Below are 16,388 nucleotides of genomic sequence, written 5' to 3'. Positions count from 1 at the left end.
GCGTCACATCCGCACCGCGCCGGCCTCGCGCACCGCGGCCAGCGTCGGATAGCCGTTGACCGCCATCAGCAGGTCCGCCTCGGCGAGGAGGCAGCGCAGGACGTGCGCACAGCCCGCTGCGCCGTCGAGTGCGAGGCCGTAGCTGTAGGGACGGCCGATGCCGACCGCGGTCGCGCCGAGCGCCAGCGCCTTGACGACGTCGGTGCCTGAGCGGATGCCGGAATCGAATAGCACCGGCGTCGCGCCTGCCGCGGCGACGACGCCGGGCAGCATGTCGATCGCGGCAATGCCGCCGTTCGCCTGCCGCCCGCCGTGGTTCGAGCAATAGATGGCGTCGGCGCCGGCATCGACCGCGCGGCGTGCGTCGTCGGGGTGGCAGATGCCCTTGAGGATCAGCGGCAGCTTGGTCAGCGAGCGCAGCCAGGGCATGTCGTCCCAGGTGAGGACCTTGCCGAACGTGCCCATCCACTGGCGGATCGCGGCGGCGGGGTCGTCCTCGGGCGGCCGGGCGAGCGCGGCGCGGAAGACGGGGTCGCTGAAATAGTTGGTCAGCACGTGTCCCCGCAATTGCGGGAAATTGCCGGTGTTGAGATCGCGCGGGCGCCAGCCGGTGACCCAGGTGTCGAGCGTCACCACGATCCCCTTGAACCCCGCGGCCTCCGCGCGCGCGACGAGGCTGGCGGCGAGATCGCGGTCCTTGGGGGTGTAGAGCTGGAAGAAGCCGGGGGTGTCGCCCATCGCCTGCGCCACCGTCTCCAGCGGGTCGTTGGACAGCGTCGAGGCGACCAGCGGCACGCCGGTCCCCGCCGCGGCGCGCGCGGCGGCGAGGTCGCCGTGGCCGTCGGGGGTGCACAGGCCGGTGACGCCGATCGGCGCCATGAACACCGGGCTCGGCAGGCGCAGGCCGAACAGCTCGACCGACAGGTCGCGCGCGGTGCAATCGACCATCATCCGCGGCGTCATGCCCCAGTGATCGAAGGCGGCGGCGTTGCGGTCCTGCGTCCGTTCGTCGCCGCAGCCGCCCTGGACGTAGTCGCGCACCGACGCCGGCATCGCCGCGGTCGCGCGTGCCGCCAGCGTGGCGAAGTCGACCGGGACCTTGGGTACGATGCCGGCGAGGCCGGCGCCGTAGATCGCATTCTGGTAGTCGCCGTAATGGGGCATGGAGTGCTCTACCTGTTCCGGGTCGCGTGGCAGCGCCGGGACGATGTGTTCACGCGAAGGCGCGAAGACGCGAAGATGTTGTGCCCGTGGTCATGTCTCGCGTCGTTACGGACGTCGAAAGGCTGCGCCGGGCCTGCCATCTTTGCGCCTCCGCGCCTCCGCGTGAACTATTTTCAATCCCGATAGCTCGGGTCGATGCGGTCGAGCTTGCGGAGCAGCGCGGGCCAGGCGAGGTGGCGGGCGAGCGTCGCCATGCCTTCGCCGGTGGATTGCGTCTCGACCTTCTCCGCGACGCCCTGGTTGGGGTTGTTGAGGCCGGCGCGGCCGGCGCTCAGCATCAGAATCTGCGCTTCGCAGGCGCGTTCTAGGAAGTACATGCGCAGGAACGCCTCGGGGACGCTGGCGCCGACGGTGAGCGTGCCGTGGTTGCGCAGGATCATCGTGTGGCGCGTGCCGAGGTCGGCGACCAGCCGTTCGCGCTCGTCGAGCTCGGTCGCGATGCCTTCGAAGTCGTGATAGGCGACGTCGTGGCCGGCGATCATCGCGGTCTGGGTGTGCGGCAGCAGCCCCTCCGCCATCGCCGACACCGCCTGGCCGTGCGGCGTGTGAAGGTGGAGCACCGCCGCGGCATCGTCACGCGCGGCGTGGATCGCCGAATGGATGACGAAGCCGGCGCGGTTGACGGGCGCGGGCGTGTCGGCGACCTTGTTGCCCTCGACGTCGATCTTGACCAGCGACGAGGCGGTGATCTCCTCGAACATCATGTTGTACGGATTGATGAGGAAGTGATGCTCCGGCCCCGGCACCCGCGCCGACAGATGCGTGAAGATGAGGTCGTCCCAGCCGTAGAGCGCGACCAGCCGATAGGCGGCGGCGAGGTCGACGCGCAGCGCCCATTCCTCGGGGCTGACGGAGTCGCGGACGCTGGGAGACGCGGTGGGGCGCTGAAGTGCGGTGGCCATGGCTTGTCCTCTCGATCTTATGCTTGTCGCGCAGGAGGATGGCATGGATCGCGCGGCCCGAACAGGGGGCGGCGCGTGGCCGGCAGTAGACTGCGACATGGACAAGTTGGACACCTTGACGGAAACGTTTCCGGCCCATCGTTTCAGGATTCGAACTCGTCCTCCTCCGCCTGCTCCGCCGCGGCGCGTTCGGCGGCGAGGCGCACCGCGAGCGGATGCGGCAGCAGCGTGTCGATCGAATCGAGCATGCGCGGGAACATCGCCGCCAGCTCGTCGGGGGTCAGCTCCGGGTGGGCGGGCTCGGGCTTGTGCGCGAGCAGGAAGGTGAGCAGGCGGTCGTTGTGGACGGTGCGCGTGCCGACCTGTTCGCCGCGATACCAGACCGGCTCCTCCCGCCCCTCGACCGCGCGCTCCATCGCGATGTCGAGCAGCCGCCGGCGCCCCATCTGGATCGCGACGTCCCAGGCGAGCGCGAAAGTGCCGTGCGTGGCGCGCTGGCGCATCGCATAAGCGGTGGTGCGCGCGACGCCCACCGCCTTCGCCGCGTGGCTGACGCAGCCGGTTTCGGCGAGCGTGCGGATGAAATCGCGCTGCATCTCCACCGTCCAGCCATCGACGCGGACCTTGCGGGTCTCGAGCAGCGGGGCGAGATCGGGCAGCTCGGTGGCGGCGGCGGGCTTGTCGGGCGGGGCGTTCGCCGCCTCGATCGCAGCGGCGACGTCCTTGCCTTCGCGGAAGGCGGCGATACCGGCGATGATGGACCGATCGGTCTGTTCGCGCAGCGCGGCCTGGCGGGCCAGATATCGGTCGTTCTTTTCCTTGCTCCAAGGCACGAATGGTTTGGCCATGGCAGTTCCTCCCGTGTGTCGTGGCGGGGGAGGGGCTAGACCGAACGGCGGGGTGTAGGACAGTTTGCCTCGTGGCGGGTCCAACAGCGACGCGGCCGTTTTCGACATCCTTGCCTTTGCGCGCGATTCGGCAGACGTTCATGGCCCCGGGCCACGACTCTCGGGAAGTAGGCCCTCCCGCCGACCGTAAGGACGCTCGCCAGAGCGGAGTACCCGGTTTGTCGTGGTGGCGGGAGGGCTGAAAGTGCCGCGATCCGGCCTTAGGGATATTGCTGCCGGGCGTGGAGCACGGCGAGGATGTCAATGACGTCCGTCCCGACGCGGTAGACGAGGATGTAATTGGGATGGACGATCGCCTCCCGCGTGCCGGCGACGCGGCCGGGGCGGTGGATATAGGGGTGGTCGGGCAGGCGGTCGGCGGCGTGCTGGACCAGTGCCTCCAACCGATCGGCGGCGGCCACGTTGCGTTCGGCGATGTAATCCAGAATGTTGAGGAAGTCGGTGGTCGAGTCATCGCTCCAGATGACGGCGAGCGTCACTTGGCCCGATGCCGATCAATGATTCGCCGCGCCTCTGCCATCACCTGATCGTGCGGGATTTTGGGTGCCGTGGATGCCATCGCCCGTTCGACCTTGGCGCGGAACCACGCGTCATAGGCGGCGGCATCCTCGGTGGTCGCGAACTCCGACTCGATGGGGGTTAGGTCGGTCATCGTGGGAGTATAACGGGTCGGGGTTGCCGACGAAAGGGAGGGACGATGCTACGAAGCGGCTTGAACTGTTTGAGCGGTTTCACGCGGACGACCGGGCTGGCAGGAACGGATGGAACGCAGCGCTGATTGAAGTAGGGCTGTGATCTATGGAGAGAACTATTTTGCGCGAATGTATTCCAACATGCTTAGCATGTTTGTGGCGTTTATAACGCCCCAACATTCACGAAGAGTCATGCTAATCAGGAAAAACATCCAAAAACTTGATATCTTCAAGTCCCATGGTTGGCCAAATATCGATATATTGAGGCCTCCGCCTGCCATTATTGCTAGATAGCAAAGCATAATCATTACTACAAGGATGGCCAGTTGAAATCCATATATATAGTCTTCGGCGGGACGCTTTGAGTTAAAGAGCTTATCTCTTAGATCCTTGGATTGTAAAAGGGTGGCGGCCCGAGTTGTCCACGCCATTGATAATCCAACAAGTATGGAGCAGGCTGGAAATAGCGCTTTTTGCGCAAAGTCGACGGGACCGTTCTTCAAAAACAGAACGAGAAAAATTGAAATCGCGCAATGAATGAGAATGTAGCGATCAGCTACATTAAAGATTCCTCTGGGTCCCTCTCGCGACCCGTGCCAAAGCCATGTCCAAAACTTATCCATATGTCACTGATCGACTCGCCGCACGCGTCTGTACGCGCGCCTCGCTCCCTCTAATACGGCAACGAGTGCCGACGAATTGGCGCCTGGTTCGATCCTCTCAATGACCGGATTGCCGCGCAGGTGAAATCTGCGGGATGGTCCACCTTCTTTTGGGCGAACGGTCGCTGCGGCATCCTCCCCATCTGCGGCGACGGCATTTGTAACTTCCTCAATGACATCTTTGTTGAGGTCGGGACCTTCTGTTTCAATTCGCGAGCGCTCCCCGTCGATTGCGTCTGTAAATTCCTTAGCCGGGCCCTGTATGAGCCGTTCAACATCAAGCGGATTTGGTCGCGTTACCGTAAAGCTAAATCTGATTACCGATTGAGACTCTTGAATGATTTTCAAAAAATGATCTGGATCTGGTATAGGCTCCACGATAATCTTTGAATTTGCTTTATTTGCGAATCCTGCTTCGTTTAAAAGCGCTTCCAACTTACCAGCTACTTCTGATGTTCGTTGCGAAACGCCAGTTTTTCGAATAACCCCGCACACTTGAATTTCAGGGTCGAATACACCGAACGTAAATGGTGCTCGCATAGCTTCTTCCTCCAAGAAGTCATGCGTAGTATCGTCAAATTGCTGTACGGTGACTGCTTGCTTTCTACCCATAGCAAAGGAGATCGCACCCTCATCCATTATTCTCACATTGCCGATGTGCCATTCGGATCCCCTGCCAACATCTGCCGTTGGTTTTGATTCTATCGAGCGACTTATGATCTCCGATGGGGTTCCTGCTGACTTCAAAAAATCGCCTTGTGGGAGGCTTTCACATTTCACTCGAAAGACGTGAATATGGAACAACGCACTCCCTTCCTCAAATGAGCTCTTAGCTTTTCAGAGTAGAGCCCAGCTTGAGTAACGGCGCAAGATACTTCCCGGTAAAGCTCCGCGGTTCCTTCACCACCTCTTCCGGCGTGCCGACCGCGACGATCTCGCCGCCCTTGACGCCACCTTCCGGACCGAGGTCGACGACCCAATCCGCCGTTTTGATGACATCCAGGTTGTGTTCGATCACCACCACCGTATTGCCCTGTTCGACGAGGGCGTGGAGGACTTCCAGCAACTTGCGGACGTCTTCGAAGTGCAGGCCGGTCGTGGGTTCGTCGAGGATGTAGAGCGTGTTGCCGGTGGCTCTGCGCGACAGTTCCTTCGCCAGCTTGACGCGCTGCGCCTCGCCGCCGGACAGCGTCGTCGCCTGCTGGCCGACCTTGACGTAGCCGAGGCCGACCTCGACCAGCATCTCCATCTTGTCGCGGATCGGCGGGACCGCCTTGAAGAATTCGGCGGCATCCTCGACGGTCATGTCGAGCACGTCGGCGATGCTCTTGCCCTTGAATTTCACCTCCAGCGTCTCGCGGTTGTAGCGGGCGCCGTGGCAGACGTCGCAGGTGACGTAGACGTCGGGGAGGAAGTGCATCTCGATCTTGAGCACGCCGTCGCCCTGGCACGCCTCGCAGCGGCCGCCCTTGACGTTGAAGCTGAAGCGGCCGGGCTTGTAGCCGCGCGCCTGCGCCTCCGGCAGGCCGGCGAACCAGTCGCGGATCTGGGTGAAGCTGCCGGTGTAGGTCGCCGGGTTCGACCGCGGCGTGCGGCCGATCGGCGACTGGTCGATGTCGATGACCTTGTCGAGATGCTGGAGGCCGGTGACCTTGTCGTGCTTGCCCGCCAGGATACGCGCGCCGTTGAGCGCGCGGGCGGCGGCGGCGTAGAGCGTGTCGATGGTGAAGCTCGACTTGCCCGAGCCGCTGACGCCGGTGATGCAGGTGAAGGTGCCGAGCGGGATGCTCGCGGTGACGCCGGTGAGGTTGTTGGCGCGGGCGTTGTGGACGGTCAGCTGCTTGCCGTTGCCCTTGCGGCGGGTGGCCGGCACGGGGACCTCGCGCGTGCCGTTGAGATAGTCGGCGGTGATGCTCGTCTTGCTCTTGAGGATTTGCTTGAGCGTGCCCTGCGCGACGATCCGGCCGCCATGGACGCCGGCGCCCGGCCCCATGTCGATGACATAATCGGCGGTGCGGATCGCATCCTCGTCATGCTCGACGACCAGCACGGTGTTGCCGAGGTCGCGCAGCCGGCGGAGCGTCGCGAGCAGCATGTCGTTGTCGCGCTGGTGCAGCCCGATCGAGGGTTCGTCGAGCACGTAGAGCACGCCCGACAGGCCGCTGCCGATCTGGCTGGCGAGGCGGATGCGCTGGCTCTCGCCGCCCGACAGCGTGCCGCTGGTGCGGTCGAGGTTGAGATAGTCGAGGCCGACGTTGTTGAGGAAGCCGAGGCGCTCGACGATCTCCTTCAGGATGCGTTCGGCGATCGCGCGCTGCTGGTCGCCGAGATGATTGGGCATGTCGGTGAAGAAGGCGAGCGCATCGACGACCGACAGGTGGGTGGCATAGGCGATGTCGGCACCCGCGATCTTTACCGCCAGCGCCTCGGGCTTGAGGCGCGCGCCGTGGCAGACCTCGCACGGGCGCGACGACTGGTATTTGGACAGCTCCTCGCGCATCCATGCGCTCTCGGTCTGGAGCAGGCGGCGGTTGAGGTTGCCGATGACGCCCTCGAACGGTTTCTTGACGTCGTACTTCTTCTTGCCGTCGATGAAGGTGAGCGTGACGGGCTTGCCCTTGCTGCCGTGGAGGATCAGCGTCTGGGCGCTTTCGGGCAGGTCGGACCAGGGCGTGTCGAGGCTGAAGTCGAATTCGCGCGCGAGGCTGCCGAGCACCTGCATATAGTACGGGCTGGGCGGGTTGGATTTCGCCCAGGGGGCGACGGCGCCCTTCTTGATGCTGAGGCCGTGGTTGGGGACGACGAGGTCTTCGTCGAACAGCAGTTTTTCGCCGAGGCCGTCGCAGGCCGGGCAGGCGCCTTGCGGCGCGTTGAAGCTGAACAGGCGCGGTTCGATCTCGGCGATGGTGAAGCCGCTGACCGGGCAGGCGAACTTCTCGCTGAACACGATGCGGCCGGCGGGGGCGTTGTCGCCCAGGACTTCGGACTTGGGCGTATGCGGTTCGACCGGGTCGGCGGGGTCGACATAGGCGAGGCCGTCGGCGAGCTTCAGCGCGGTCTCGAACGATTCCGCAAGGCGGGTGGCGATGTCGCCGCGCACGACGAGGCGGTCGATCACCACCTCGATGTCGTGCTTGAACTTCTTGTCGAGCGTAGGCGCTTCGTCGATCTCGTGGATCTCGCCGTCGATGCGGACGCGGGTAAAGCCCGCCTTCTGCCACTCGAGCATCTCCTTGCGGTACTCGCCCTTGCGGCCGCGGACGACGGGGGCGAGCAGGTAGAGGCGCGTGCCCTCGGGCAGCGCGAGGACGCGGTCGACCATCTGGCTGACGGTCTGCGCGGCGATGGGCAAGCCGGTGGCGGGCGAATAGGGGATGCCGACGCGCGCCCAGAGCAGGCGCATGTAATCGTAGATTTCGGTGACGGTCGCGACGGTCGAGCGCGGATTGCGCGACGTCGTCTTCTGCTCGATCGAGATCGCCGGCGACAGGCCCTCGATATGGTCGACGTCGGGCTTCTGCATCAGCTCGAGGAACTGGCGCGCATAGGCCGACAGCGATTCGACGTAGCGGCGCTGACCCTCGGCATAGATGGTGTCGAAGGCGAGGCTCGACTTGCCCGAGCCGGACAGGCCGGTGATGACCGTCAGCGTGTCGCGGGGGATGTCGACATCGACGTCCTTGAGGTTGTGCTCGCGCGCGCCGCGTACGCTTATTTTGCTCAGCATGCGGAACACCGCGGCTTCGTGATTTTCGTCAGCATGAGGCTGGTTCTACTTCTGTTCTGTGTCGGAGGCTAGACTGGCAAGTAGGAACGCACGGGGCGCTTCGCCAGCACCGGGCCAGCACCGGGCCAGCACCGGGATTGAAAGCGCGAATATGGTGTCTTACCTGTCCGACACACGAAAGAGGCGCGCGGCATGGGCAAGAAGACGAAGAAGGCGAAGCTCCCCAAGGAAGTGCTGGGCATCCGGCTGTCCAAGGAGGTGCGCGAGGCCGGCGGTGCGCTGCTGGAGAAGGCGAACAGCCCGCAGGGGCGCGAGATGCTGGCGGCGGGGCTGACGATGGCCGCGGCGGCGGCGACCGCGGCGGTGGCGAAGGGGCGGGCGAAGCGCGAGACGGCGGCGCCGGTGCCGCCGGTTCCTCCCGTGCCGCCGACGCCCGAGACGCCGCCGACGCCGCCGGAAGCGCCGGTCCCGCCGCAAGGCACGCAGACGCAGCCCGATCCGCAGGCGATCGCCGAGGCGGTGGGGAAGGCGGCGGAAGCGATGCTGGGGCGGTTGTTCGGTGCGAGGAAGCCGTAGCGGTACGCGGGCACGGTCAGCTGCAACGTGACGGGGACGTCATCGACTGTGTCCCGTTTGCAACGTAACGTTGCAGAAATGGCCGCTATGGAACTTTAGCCGCTTTACAGTTTTGTGGCGGCCATCCACCGTCCCCGCATTCGGATCATGATCCGAGTTGCTACGCACGGCGCCCGCAGCGCCGGCTCCAAGGGGACCTACGACACGTGACCACGACGATCCGATTCGGGCGTAAAGCCGCGCTGCTTGCCGCCGCCACGCCGCTGGCGCTCGCACTGGCTGCCATGCCGGCCTTCGCGCAGGCCACGCCACAGACGACGCCGCAGACGCCCGGACAGGTCGAGATCGACGATCAGAAGACCGATCCCACGACGACGCAGGGCGCGAGCGATCAGGGCCAGGGCGGCGATATCGTCGTCACCGGTTCGCTGTTCCGCCGCACCGACACCGAGACGCCGTCGCCGGTCACCGTGCTGACCAGCGATACGCTGGCGAAGGCGGGCATCACCACCGCGTCGGACGCGATCCGTTCGATTTCCGCCGATGGCGCGGGTTCGATCGGCACCGGTTTCCAGAGCGGCTTTTCGGCCGGCGGTTCGGCCGTGTCGCTGCGCGGCCTGGGCGTGTCGTCCACGTTGGTCCTCGTCGACGGCCTGCGCTCGGCGAACTTCCCGATCAACGACGACGGCCACAACGCCTATGTCGACCTCAACTCGATCCCGTTCAGCCTGATCGACCGGGTCGAAGTGCTGAAGGACGGCGCATCGTCGACCTACGGCGCGGACGCGATCGGCGGCGTGGTCAACCTGATCCTCAAGAAGCATGTCGTCGGCCTGACCGGCACGGTGGAAGCGGGCGTCGCGGAAAAGGGCGACGGTGCCCGCCAGCGCGCCAATTTGACGGTCGGCTACGGCGACTATGACACGCAAGGGTTCAACGTCTACCTGAACGGCGAATACCAGCGCGACGGCCGCATCTCCAACCACAGCCGCGGCTTTCCGTACAACACGCAGGATCTGACCGCGATCGGCGGCAACGACCTCAACACCGCCGACCAGAACCTGACGACCGCGACGCCGAGCGCCGTCGTGACGCGCGTGCGCCAGACGGACCTCAACAACCCGCTCGCCGGTTCGACGGCGGCGCTGACCACGCAGTTCCAGACGCTGAATCTCGGCACCTGCAACAACGGCACCTACACCCAGACCAGCGCCGCGGTGAACGGCGTCGGCTGCAAGTACGACCTCGTCGATCAGTATCGCCAGATCCAGCCGCTGCAGGAGCGCTATTCGGCGAACGGCCGGATCAGCGTGAAGCTGTCCGACCAGATCGAGGGCTACGTCACCGGCAGCTACAGCCGCAGCTACGTCAGCATCACCGGAACGCCGTCGGCGATCCGCGCGACGCAGCCGTTCGGCGGGTCCCCCACCGTCGCGTCGAGCAACCCGGGCATCGTGCTGCCCGTCTACATCTGCACCGGCGGCGTGAATTGCGCGACGCCGGGCACGGCGGGGCGCCAGCTCAACCCGAACAACCCCTATGCCGCGGCCTATGCCAACGATCCCAACAACGGCGCCGCGCGCATCTATTACCTGTTCGGCGACATTCCGCAGGGCAGCGACCGCACCAACGAGGTGTATCGCGCCGCGGCGGGCCTGAACGGCAGCTTCGGCGAGGGCTGGAATTGGCGCGCGGAGGGCGTCTATGCCCGCGACGAGCTGGAGATCACGCAGCATGGTCTCATCAACATCGCCGCGCTGCGGACGGCGGTGAACACCGGATCGTACAATTTCGTCAATCCGTCGCAGAACAGCCAGGCCGTGCGCGACGCGCTGTCGCCGGACAAGACGACGCCGTCGCATTCGACGATGGCATCGTTCGACGCATCGATCAGCAAGGCGCTGTTCCAGCTGCCCGGCGGTCCGCTGCAGGTCGCCGTCGGCGGTCAGGTGCGCCGCGAGACGCTGACCAACAACAACCAGAACGCAGCACTCGACACCTATGGCCTGACGACCTCGTCGGCCTTCGGTGCGCATACGGTGTCGGCCGCCTATTTCGAGGTCGATGCCCCGATCCTGCCGGTGCTCGATGTCGCCGCCTCGGGTCGGTACGACCATTATTCGGAAGGGTTCAGCCACTTTTCGCCGAAGGTCGGCGTCAAGTTCACGCCGTTCAAGCAGCTGGCGATCCGCGGCACCTATTCGCAGGGGTTCCGCGCACCGACCTTCGCCGAGAGCGGCGCGCGCAGCCAGTATGCGGGCTTCGTGACCTACACCCCGCCGTGCGCGACGTTCGGCGTCCAGCATGGTGCGACGATCGCGGCGAACGGCACCTGCAACGTCAACGGCAATCCGTATAGCCAGGCCTATTCGCTGGGCCGTGGCGTCGCGGGCAACCCGAACCTCGAGCCGGAGACGTCGCGCAGCTTCACGGGCGGCATCATCGTGCAGCCGGTCAAGTGGTTCAGCTTCACCGCCGACTATTACAACGTCAAGAAGTCGAACCTGATCGTCGCGGGTCCGCTGATCGGTGCTGCGCAGGCCGCCTATTACGGGGCGAACAACCTGGCGGCGGCGCAGGCCGCGGTCGCCAACGTCGGCCCGGGCTATTCGGTCAATCTGGTCGATGCGCCCGATCCGGCGTTCCCCAACGCCCTGCCGCGGGTACTCATCATCAACGTGCCCTTCACCAACGCCGATTATTCGATCACGTCGGGTATCGACCTGGCGGCGACCGCGACCATTCCGCTGGACCAGGACGCGACTTTCACCAGCCGCGTCGAGGTGACGCACCTGTTCAAGTACGACCTGCACACCAGCGCCGGCGTCCAGAAATACGCCGGTACGATGGGACCCTACGACCTGTCGTCGGGCAACGGCACGCCGTCGTGGCGCGGCAACTGGCAGAACACGCTGCAGGTCGGCGCGTTCTCACTGTCCGCGACGACGTATTTCGTCGACAAGATCAAGGCGGTGGCGACCGACCAGGGCAGCCTGTCCACGGCCTGCACGGCGGCGCTGTACAAGGCGACGACCGACACGACCGGCGGCGACCGCTTCTGCTACGTCAAGAAGTTCATCAACGTCGATCTGAACGGATCGGTGAAGGTCAACGACGACTTCACGTTCTTCGTCAACGTCGGCAACGTGTTCAACGCGCACGCGCCGGTCGCGCCGGCCGCCTATGCGAGCGCGCCGAACTTCCTGACCACCTGGCATTATGCCGGTCTGGTCGGCCGTACCTTCCGCGCGGGCGCCAGCTTCGGCTTCTGATCCGCGATCACGGCCATCGAACAGGGGAGGGTGCCGGGTCGGCGCCCTCCCTTTTTTGTGCGTGGCGCGGGGGCGTCGCTTGCCAGCGGGGCGATCGGGCGGGCATCGTGTCTGCAGGGACAGCAAGGGGATCGCGGACGTGCGGAAGATGTTGGCAATGGTCGCTTATGGTGCGCTCGCCGTCGCGGGCGCCGGGCAGGCCGCGGCGCAGACCGCCGCGCAGGCGATCGCCGCGCAGCAGGCGCAGGATCCGGGCGAGGCGGCGGCGGTGCGCTATGACGTCGCCTTCCCCAATGCGGTGCATCACGAGGCGCAGGTGACCGCGACCTTCGTACGCGTGCCGGCGGGGCCGCTGCGCGTGCAGATGGCGCGCTCGTCGCCGGGGCGGTACGCGATCCACGAATTCGCCAAGAACGTCTATGCGGTGTCGGCGAAGGACGGGCGCGGGCGACCGCTGGCGGTGACGCGCACCGATCCCTATGGCTGGTCGGTCGCCGGGCACGACGGGACGGTGGTGGTCAGCTACACGCTGTTCGGCGACTGGGGCGATGGCACCTATGCGCAGATCGATGCGACGCATGCGCATCTCAACATGCCGGCGAGCTTCCTGTGGGCGGTCGGCTACGACGCGCAGCCGATCCGGGTGCGATTCCGGCCGTTCGATCCCAGCTGGAAGATCGCGACGCAGCTGCCGGCGGCGAAGGGCGTGAACAGCTTCTGGGCGCCGAACCTGCAATATTTCATGGACAGCCCGACTGAGCTCAGCGACTTCGGCTATCGCGAATGGCCGGTCACCGACGCGACGGGCAAGAGCTATGTCGTGCGGCTGGCGGTGCATCATGCCGGGACCGAGGCCGATCTCGACGCCTATACCGCCAAGGTCCGCCGTGTGATCGCGCAGCATTATGCGCTGTTCGGGCGCGCGCCGCGCTACGATTACGGCACCTATACCTTCATCGCCGATTACCTGCCGCAGATCACCGGCGACGGGATGGAGCATCGCAACTCGACGATCATCACCGACAAGCGCGGGCTGGCCGCGGCGAAGTTCGCGCAGATCAACACGCTGAGCCATGAGTTCGTGCACAGCTGGAACGTCGAGCGGCTGCGTCCCGCCGAGCTGGAGCCGTTCGACTTCACCCGCGCCAATCCGACGCCGTCGCTGTGGTTCGCGGAAGGCTTTACGCAATATTACGGGCCGCTGCTGATCCGTCGCGCGGGCGAGAGCAGCGTCGACGATTTCCTCAAAGGACTGGGGGGCACGCTGAACGGCGTCGTCAACAGCCCGGCGCGGCGATACGGCGGGCCCGAGGAGATGAGCCTGCGCGCGCCGTTCGTCGATGCGGCGAAGGCGATCGACCAGGTCAATCCCAATATCTTCGTGTCCTATTATCCCTATGGCGCGGTGCTGGCGCTGGCGCTCGATCTGCAGTTGCGTCAGCGGTATCCGGGGCTGTCGCTGGATGCCTATATGCGCGCGCTGTGGGCGTCGCATGGCGATATCGAGCGGGCCTATACGCCGGCGGATCTCGAGGCTGCGCTGGCGACGCTGACCCGCGATGCGGCGTTTGCGAAGGCGTTCTTCGACGGCAGCGTGCATGCGAGCGGCCTGCCCGATTTCGCGCCGTTGCTGGCACAGGCGGGACTGACGCTGCGGCCGGTCGATGCGACGCGCGGGTGGCTGGGGCTGAGCTATCAGGCGGGCGATGGCGGCGTGGTGGTCGGCGATGCGCCGGTGCCGGGGAGCCCGGCCTATGCGGGGGGACTCGAGAAGGGCGATGCGATCCTGAGCCTCGATGGCAAGGCGGTGGGCGATGCCGAGGCGGCGAAGGCGGCGCTCGACGGGCATCGGCCGGGGGATCGTATCGCGGTGCGCTATCGCCAGCGCGGGATCGAGCGCGACGCGAGCCTGCGCTTCGCCGCCGATCCGGCGTTCGAGGTGGTGCGCGGCGAGACCGCGGGGGTCGCGGTGACGCTGGCGCAGCTGGCGTTCCGGCGGGCGTGGCTGGGGGCGGACTGAGGGTTACTTCGCCCTCACCCTCCCGCGGCTGCGCCGCTCCTTCCCTCTCCCGATGGGAGAGGGAAAAGACGCCGAAGGCGGCGCAGGGTGAGGGTGCGTCGCTGCTCAGTGCGCCGACGCGCCCGAGGCGCCGATCCCCGTCTCTGCGCGGATGCGCTGCGCGGCGTAACCCGCGTGGTCGACCGCGGCGCGCGGCGAGCGGTCGAGGATCGACACCAGCCAGATCGTCAGGAAGGCGAGCGGCATCGAGAGGATCGCGGGTGACGAATAGGGGAAGATCGCGGCGGGGTGGCCGAGGATCGTCACCCACACCGCGGGCGACAGCACGGTCAGCACCACCGCGAGGACGAGGCCCAACGTGCCGCCGGCGACGACGCCGCGCGTCGTGCATCCCTCCCATAGCAGCGACAGGATCAGCACCGGGAAATTGCCCGACGCGGCGACCGCGAAGGCGAGGGAGACCATGAAGGCGACGTTCTGTTTCTCGAACACGATGCCGAGCAGGATCGCCGCGGCGGCGAGCACCAGCACGGTGCGACGCGAGACGCGCAGCTCGGCGGCGCTGTCCGCGGCGCCCTTGCGGAACACGGTCGCGTAGAGATCGTGGCTGACCGCCGACGCGCCCGACAGCGTCAGCCCGGCGACGACCGCGAGGATGGTGGCGAAGGCGACCGCGGAGATGAAGCCGAGGAACAGATTGCCGCCGATCGCATGCGCGAGGTGGATCGCCGCCATGTTGCCGCCGCCGACCAGCGCGCCGGTCTCGTCGAGATAGCCGGGGTCGGTCGCGACCATGACGATCGCGCCGAAGCCGATGATGAAGGTGAGCAGGTAGAAATAGCCGATCCACCCCGTCGCCCACAGCACCGACGTGCGTGCCGCCCTGGCGTCGGGGACGGTGAAGAAGCGCATCAGGATGTGCGGCAGGCCGGCGGTGCCGAACATCAGCGCCATCCCGAACGAGATTGCGGAGACAGGGTCCTTGATGAAATTGCCCGGTCCCATGATCGATTGCCCGCGGGTGGCGGCATCGGCCGGCGACAGGCCGGTGGCGGCGGCGAGACCGGTCTTCACCTGCACCGCGCGGGCGAACAGCGCCTCGGGCGAGAAGCCGAATTGCGCGAGGACCATGATCGCCATGAAGGTCGCGGCGCCGAGCAGCAGCACCGCCTTGATGATCTGCACCCAGGTCGTCGCGGTCATGCCGCCGAACAGGACGTAGAGCGTCATCAGCACGCCGACGATGCCGACCGCATATTCGTAGCGCAGGCCGAAGAGCAATTTGATGAGCTGGCCGGCGCCGACCATTTGCGCGATGAGGTAGAAGAGCACGACGACGAGCGTGCTGGTCGCCGCGAAGCTGCGTACGGGCGCCTGCGCGAAGCGGAACGAGGCGACGTCGGCGAAGGTGTATTTGCCCAGGTTTCGCAGGCGCTCGGCCATCAGGAACAGGATGATCGGCCAGCCGACGAGGAAGCCGATCGAATAGATCAGGCCGTCGTAGCCGTCGGCGAAGATCTGCGCCGAGATGCCGAGGAAGCTTGCCGCGGACATATAGTCGCCGGCGATGGCGAGGCCATTCTGGAAACCGGTGATGCCGCCACCCGCGGTGTAGAAGTCGGACACGGTGCGCGTGCGCCGCGCCGCCCAGCGGGTGATGCCGAGCGTGAACAGCGCGAAGATCGCGAACATGAGAATCGCGGTCCAGTTGGTCGGTTGCTGCCGGGTTTGCCCGGCGATGGCGTCGGCAAAGGCCGGCGTGGCGGCGAGCGTCAGCGGGAGCGCGAGGAGCCAGCGGATCATGCGCCATACTCCGCGCGCAACGCGGCGAGCGCGGCGTCATAGTCGCGGTTGGCACGCGCGACGTAGAGGCCGGTGAGCAGGATCGCGAGCAGGATCAGCCCGAAGCCGATCAGGATGCCGAGCGAGGTGACGCCGCCCTTCACTATCGGCTGCGAAAGGAACGCCTTGTCGAAGGCGACGAGCAGGACGAAACCGAAATAGGCGGCGAGCATGATCCCCGACAACAGCCAGCCGAACCGCCCGCGCGTGGCGACCAGCCGGACATAGCGCGGGTCCGCGGCGATCCGCAGCAACTGGTCGTCGGTCATGCGCCCCCTCCGCCGCCCGCGCCGGGGGAATGGCGCTGGATCGACACCGGTATCATGACGGATGGCAGGCGGGAGGCAAGGGGGGATGTCGGGGAGGGGGGGCGGTTGTCGGAGGAAGCGGGTGATTGCTTTCCATGGTGCGGTGCATCGGCCGCCGCAGACACTCCGTCCCCCCGGACGTGTTCCGGGTGTGGATTCACAATCGAAGTGCAACGGGAAGAAAACTTCGGCGGGGTTTCGGAAGCCGAGGCATTTCCTGGGTGTGTGGTTGTGTCTGGCGAGGATGGCGTCGAG

At 66.0% G+C, this 16,388-nt stretch carries 13 protein-coding genes and 1 pseudogene; 3 read left to right on the top strand and 11 right to left on the bottom strand.

The window, feature by feature from the left end:
- Positions 1–3 precede the first annotated feature (3 nt).
- The 8 genes from M9979_RS16515 to uvrA all read right to left on the bottom strand — a co-directional run bounded on the left by M9979_RS16515 (position 4) and on the right by uvrA (position 8,115).
- Positions 4–1,164 (bottom strand): alpha-hydroxy-acid oxidizing protein, encoded by a 1,161-nt coding sequence (locus M9979_RS16515; RefSeq protein WP_254290460.1) that lies wholly within the window; start codon positions 1,162–1,164, stop codon positions 4–6.
- A gap of 173 nt (positions 1,165–1,337) precedes the next feature.
- The gene (locus M9979_RS16510; RefSeq protein WP_254290459.1) at positions 1,338–2,126 is read right to left on the bottom strand and encodes a class II aldolase/adducin family protein; all 789 of its coding nucleotides are present in this window, start codon (positions 2,124–2,126) and stop codon (positions 1,338–1,340) included.
- Positions 2,127–2,269: 143 nt separating this feature from the next.
- Positions 2,270–2,974: a hypothetical protein gene (locus tag M9979_RS16505; protein WP_254290458.1), complete on the bottom strand. Its 705-nt coding sequence runs from the start codon at positions 2,972–2,974 to the stop codon at positions 2,270–2,272.
- 260 nt (positions 2,975–3,234) lie between these two features.
- Positions 3,235–3,513, bottom strand: coding sequence for a type II toxin-antitoxin system RelE/ParE family toxin (locus M9979_RS16500; protein WP_254290457.1), 279 nt, complete (start codon positions 3,511–3,513; stop codon positions 3,235–3,237).
- Positions 3,510–3,686: a type II toxin-antitoxin system RelB family antitoxin gene (gene relB / locus M9979_RS16495; RefSeq protein ID WP_254290456.1), complete on the bottom strand. Its 177-nt coding sequence runs from the start codon at positions 3,684–3,686 to the stop codon at positions 3,510–3,512. The genes M9979_RS16500 and relB overlap by 4 nt, the downstream gene beginning before the upstream one ends.
- Before the next feature lie 156 nt (positions 3,687–3,842).
- Complete coding sequence (locus M9979_RS16490; RefSeq protein ID WP_254290455.1) at positions 3,843–4,349, bottom strand: hypothetical protein; 507 nt, start codon at positions 4,347–4,349, stop codon at positions 3,843–3,845.
- 3 nt (positions 4,350–4,352) lie between these two features.
- Entirely contained in the window at positions 4,353–5,192 is an 840-nt protein-coding gene (locus tag M9979_RS16485; protein ID WP_254290454.1) for a hypothetical protein, read from the bottom strand.
- A 25-nt stretch (positions 5,193–5,217) separates the two neighbouring features.
- Positions 5,218–8,115 carry an excinuclease ABC subunit UvrA gene (uvrA, locus tag M9979_RS16480; RefSeq protein ID WP_254290453.1) on the bottom strand — a complete coding sequence of 966 codons (2,898 nt, stop codon included), beginning with the start codon at positions 8,113–8,115 and terminating at the stop codon, positions 5,218–5,220.
- 192 nt (positions 8,116–8,307) lie between these two features.
- Between uvrA and M9979_RS16475 the strand changes: the two genes are divergently transcribed.
- The 3 genes from M9979_RS16475 to M9979_RS16465 all read left to right on the top strand — a co-directional run bounded on the left by M9979_RS16475 (position 8,308) and on the right by M9979_RS16465 (position 13,983).
- On the top strand, positions 8,308–8,691 hold the full coding sequence (locus M9979_RS16475) for a hypothetical protein (RefSeq protein ID WP_254290452.1): 384 nt from the start codon (positions 8,308–8,310) through the stop codon (positions 8,689–8,691).
- Between the two features lie 206 nt (positions 8,692–8,897).
- Entirely contained in the window at positions 8,898–11,963 is a 3,066-nt protein-coding gene (locus tag M9979_RS16470; RefSeq protein ID WP_254290451.1) for a TonB-dependent receptor domain-containing protein, read from the top strand.
- A 148-nt stretch (positions 11,964–12,111) separates the two neighbouring features.
- The gene (locus M9979_RS16465; protein WP_254290477.1) at positions 12,112–13,983 is read left to right on the top strand and encodes a M61 family metallopeptidase; all 1,872 of its coding nucleotides are present in this window, start codon (positions 12,112–12,114) and stop codon (positions 13,981–13,983) included.
- A gap of 105 nt (positions 13,984–14,088) precedes the next feature.
- On the opposite strand, the gene M9979_RS16460 is transcribed toward M9979_RS16465, so the two are convergent.
- From M9979_RS16460 to M9979_RS17465, 3 genes and pseudogenes are all read right to left on the bottom strand, one after another.
- Positions 14,089–15,786, bottom strand: a complete 1,698-nt coding sequence (locus tag M9979_RS16460) for a cation acetate symporter (RefSeq protein ID WP_254290450.1) — start codon at positions 15,784–15,786, stop codon at positions 14,089–14,091.
- Complete coding sequence (locus tag M9979_RS16455; RefSeq protein ID WP_254290449.1) at positions 15,783–16,094, bottom strand: DUF485 domain-containing protein; 312 nt, start codon at positions 16,092–16,094, stop codon at positions 15,783–15,785. Before M9979_RS16455 ends, M9979_RS16460 begins: the two co-directional genes overlap by 4 nt.
- Positions 16,095–16,265: 171 nt before the next feature.
- A pseudogene (locus tag M9979_RS17465) lies at positions 16,266–16,388 on the bottom strand (IS30 family transposase); the annotation flags it as partial.

It is taken from the genome of Sphingomonas liriopis, assembly GCF_024211255.1.
Lineage (GTDB): Bacteria > Pseudomonadota > Alphaproteobacteria > Sphingomonadales > Sphingomonadaceae > Sphingomonas > Sphingomonas liriopis.
The sequence above is the reverse complement of the archived record's forward strand: the minus strand, read 5'-3'. Positions and strand labels throughout refer to the sequence as shown.

Coding starts and splice junctions, on each gene's coding strand:
- M9979_RS16455 (WP_254290449.1), bottom strand. CDS start 16,094: ATGACCGACGACCAGTTGCTGCGGATCGCCGCGGACCCGCGCTATGTC.
- M9979_RS16510 (WP_254290459.1), bottom strand. CDS start 2,126: ATGGCCACCGCACTTCAGCGCCCCACCGCGTCTCCCAGCGTCCGCGAC.
- M9979_RS16475 (WP_254290452.1), top strand. CDS start 8,308: ATGGGCAAGAAGACGAAGAAGGCGAAGCTCCCCAAGGAAGTGCTGGGC.
- M9979_RS16490 (WP_254290455.1), bottom strand. CDS start 4,349: ATGGATAAGTTTTGGACATGGCTTTGGCACGGGTCGCGAGAGGGACCC.
- uvrA (WP_254290453.1), bottom strand. CDS start 8,115: ATGCTGAGCAAAATAAGCGTACGCGGCGCGCGCGAGCACAACCTCAAG.
- M9979_RS16505 (WP_254290458.1), bottom strand. CDS start 2,974: ATGGCCAAACCATTCGTGCCTTGGAGCAAGGAAAAGAACGACCGATAT.
- M9979_RS16460 (WP_254290450.1), bottom strand. CDS start 15,786: ATGATCCGCTGGCTCCTCGCGCTCCCGCTGACGCTCGCCGCCACGCCG.
- M9979_RS16515 (WP_254290460.1), bottom strand. CDS start 1,164: ATGCCCCATTACGGCGACTACCAGAATGCGATCTACGGCGCCGGCCTC.
- relB (WP_254290456.1), bottom strand. CDS start 3,686: ATGACCGACCTAACCCCCATCGAGTCGGAGTTCGCGACCACCGAGGAT.
- M9979_RS16465 (WP_254290477.1), top strand. CDS start 12,112: ATGTTGGCAATGGTCGCTTATGGTGCGCTCGCCGTCGCGGGCGCCGGG.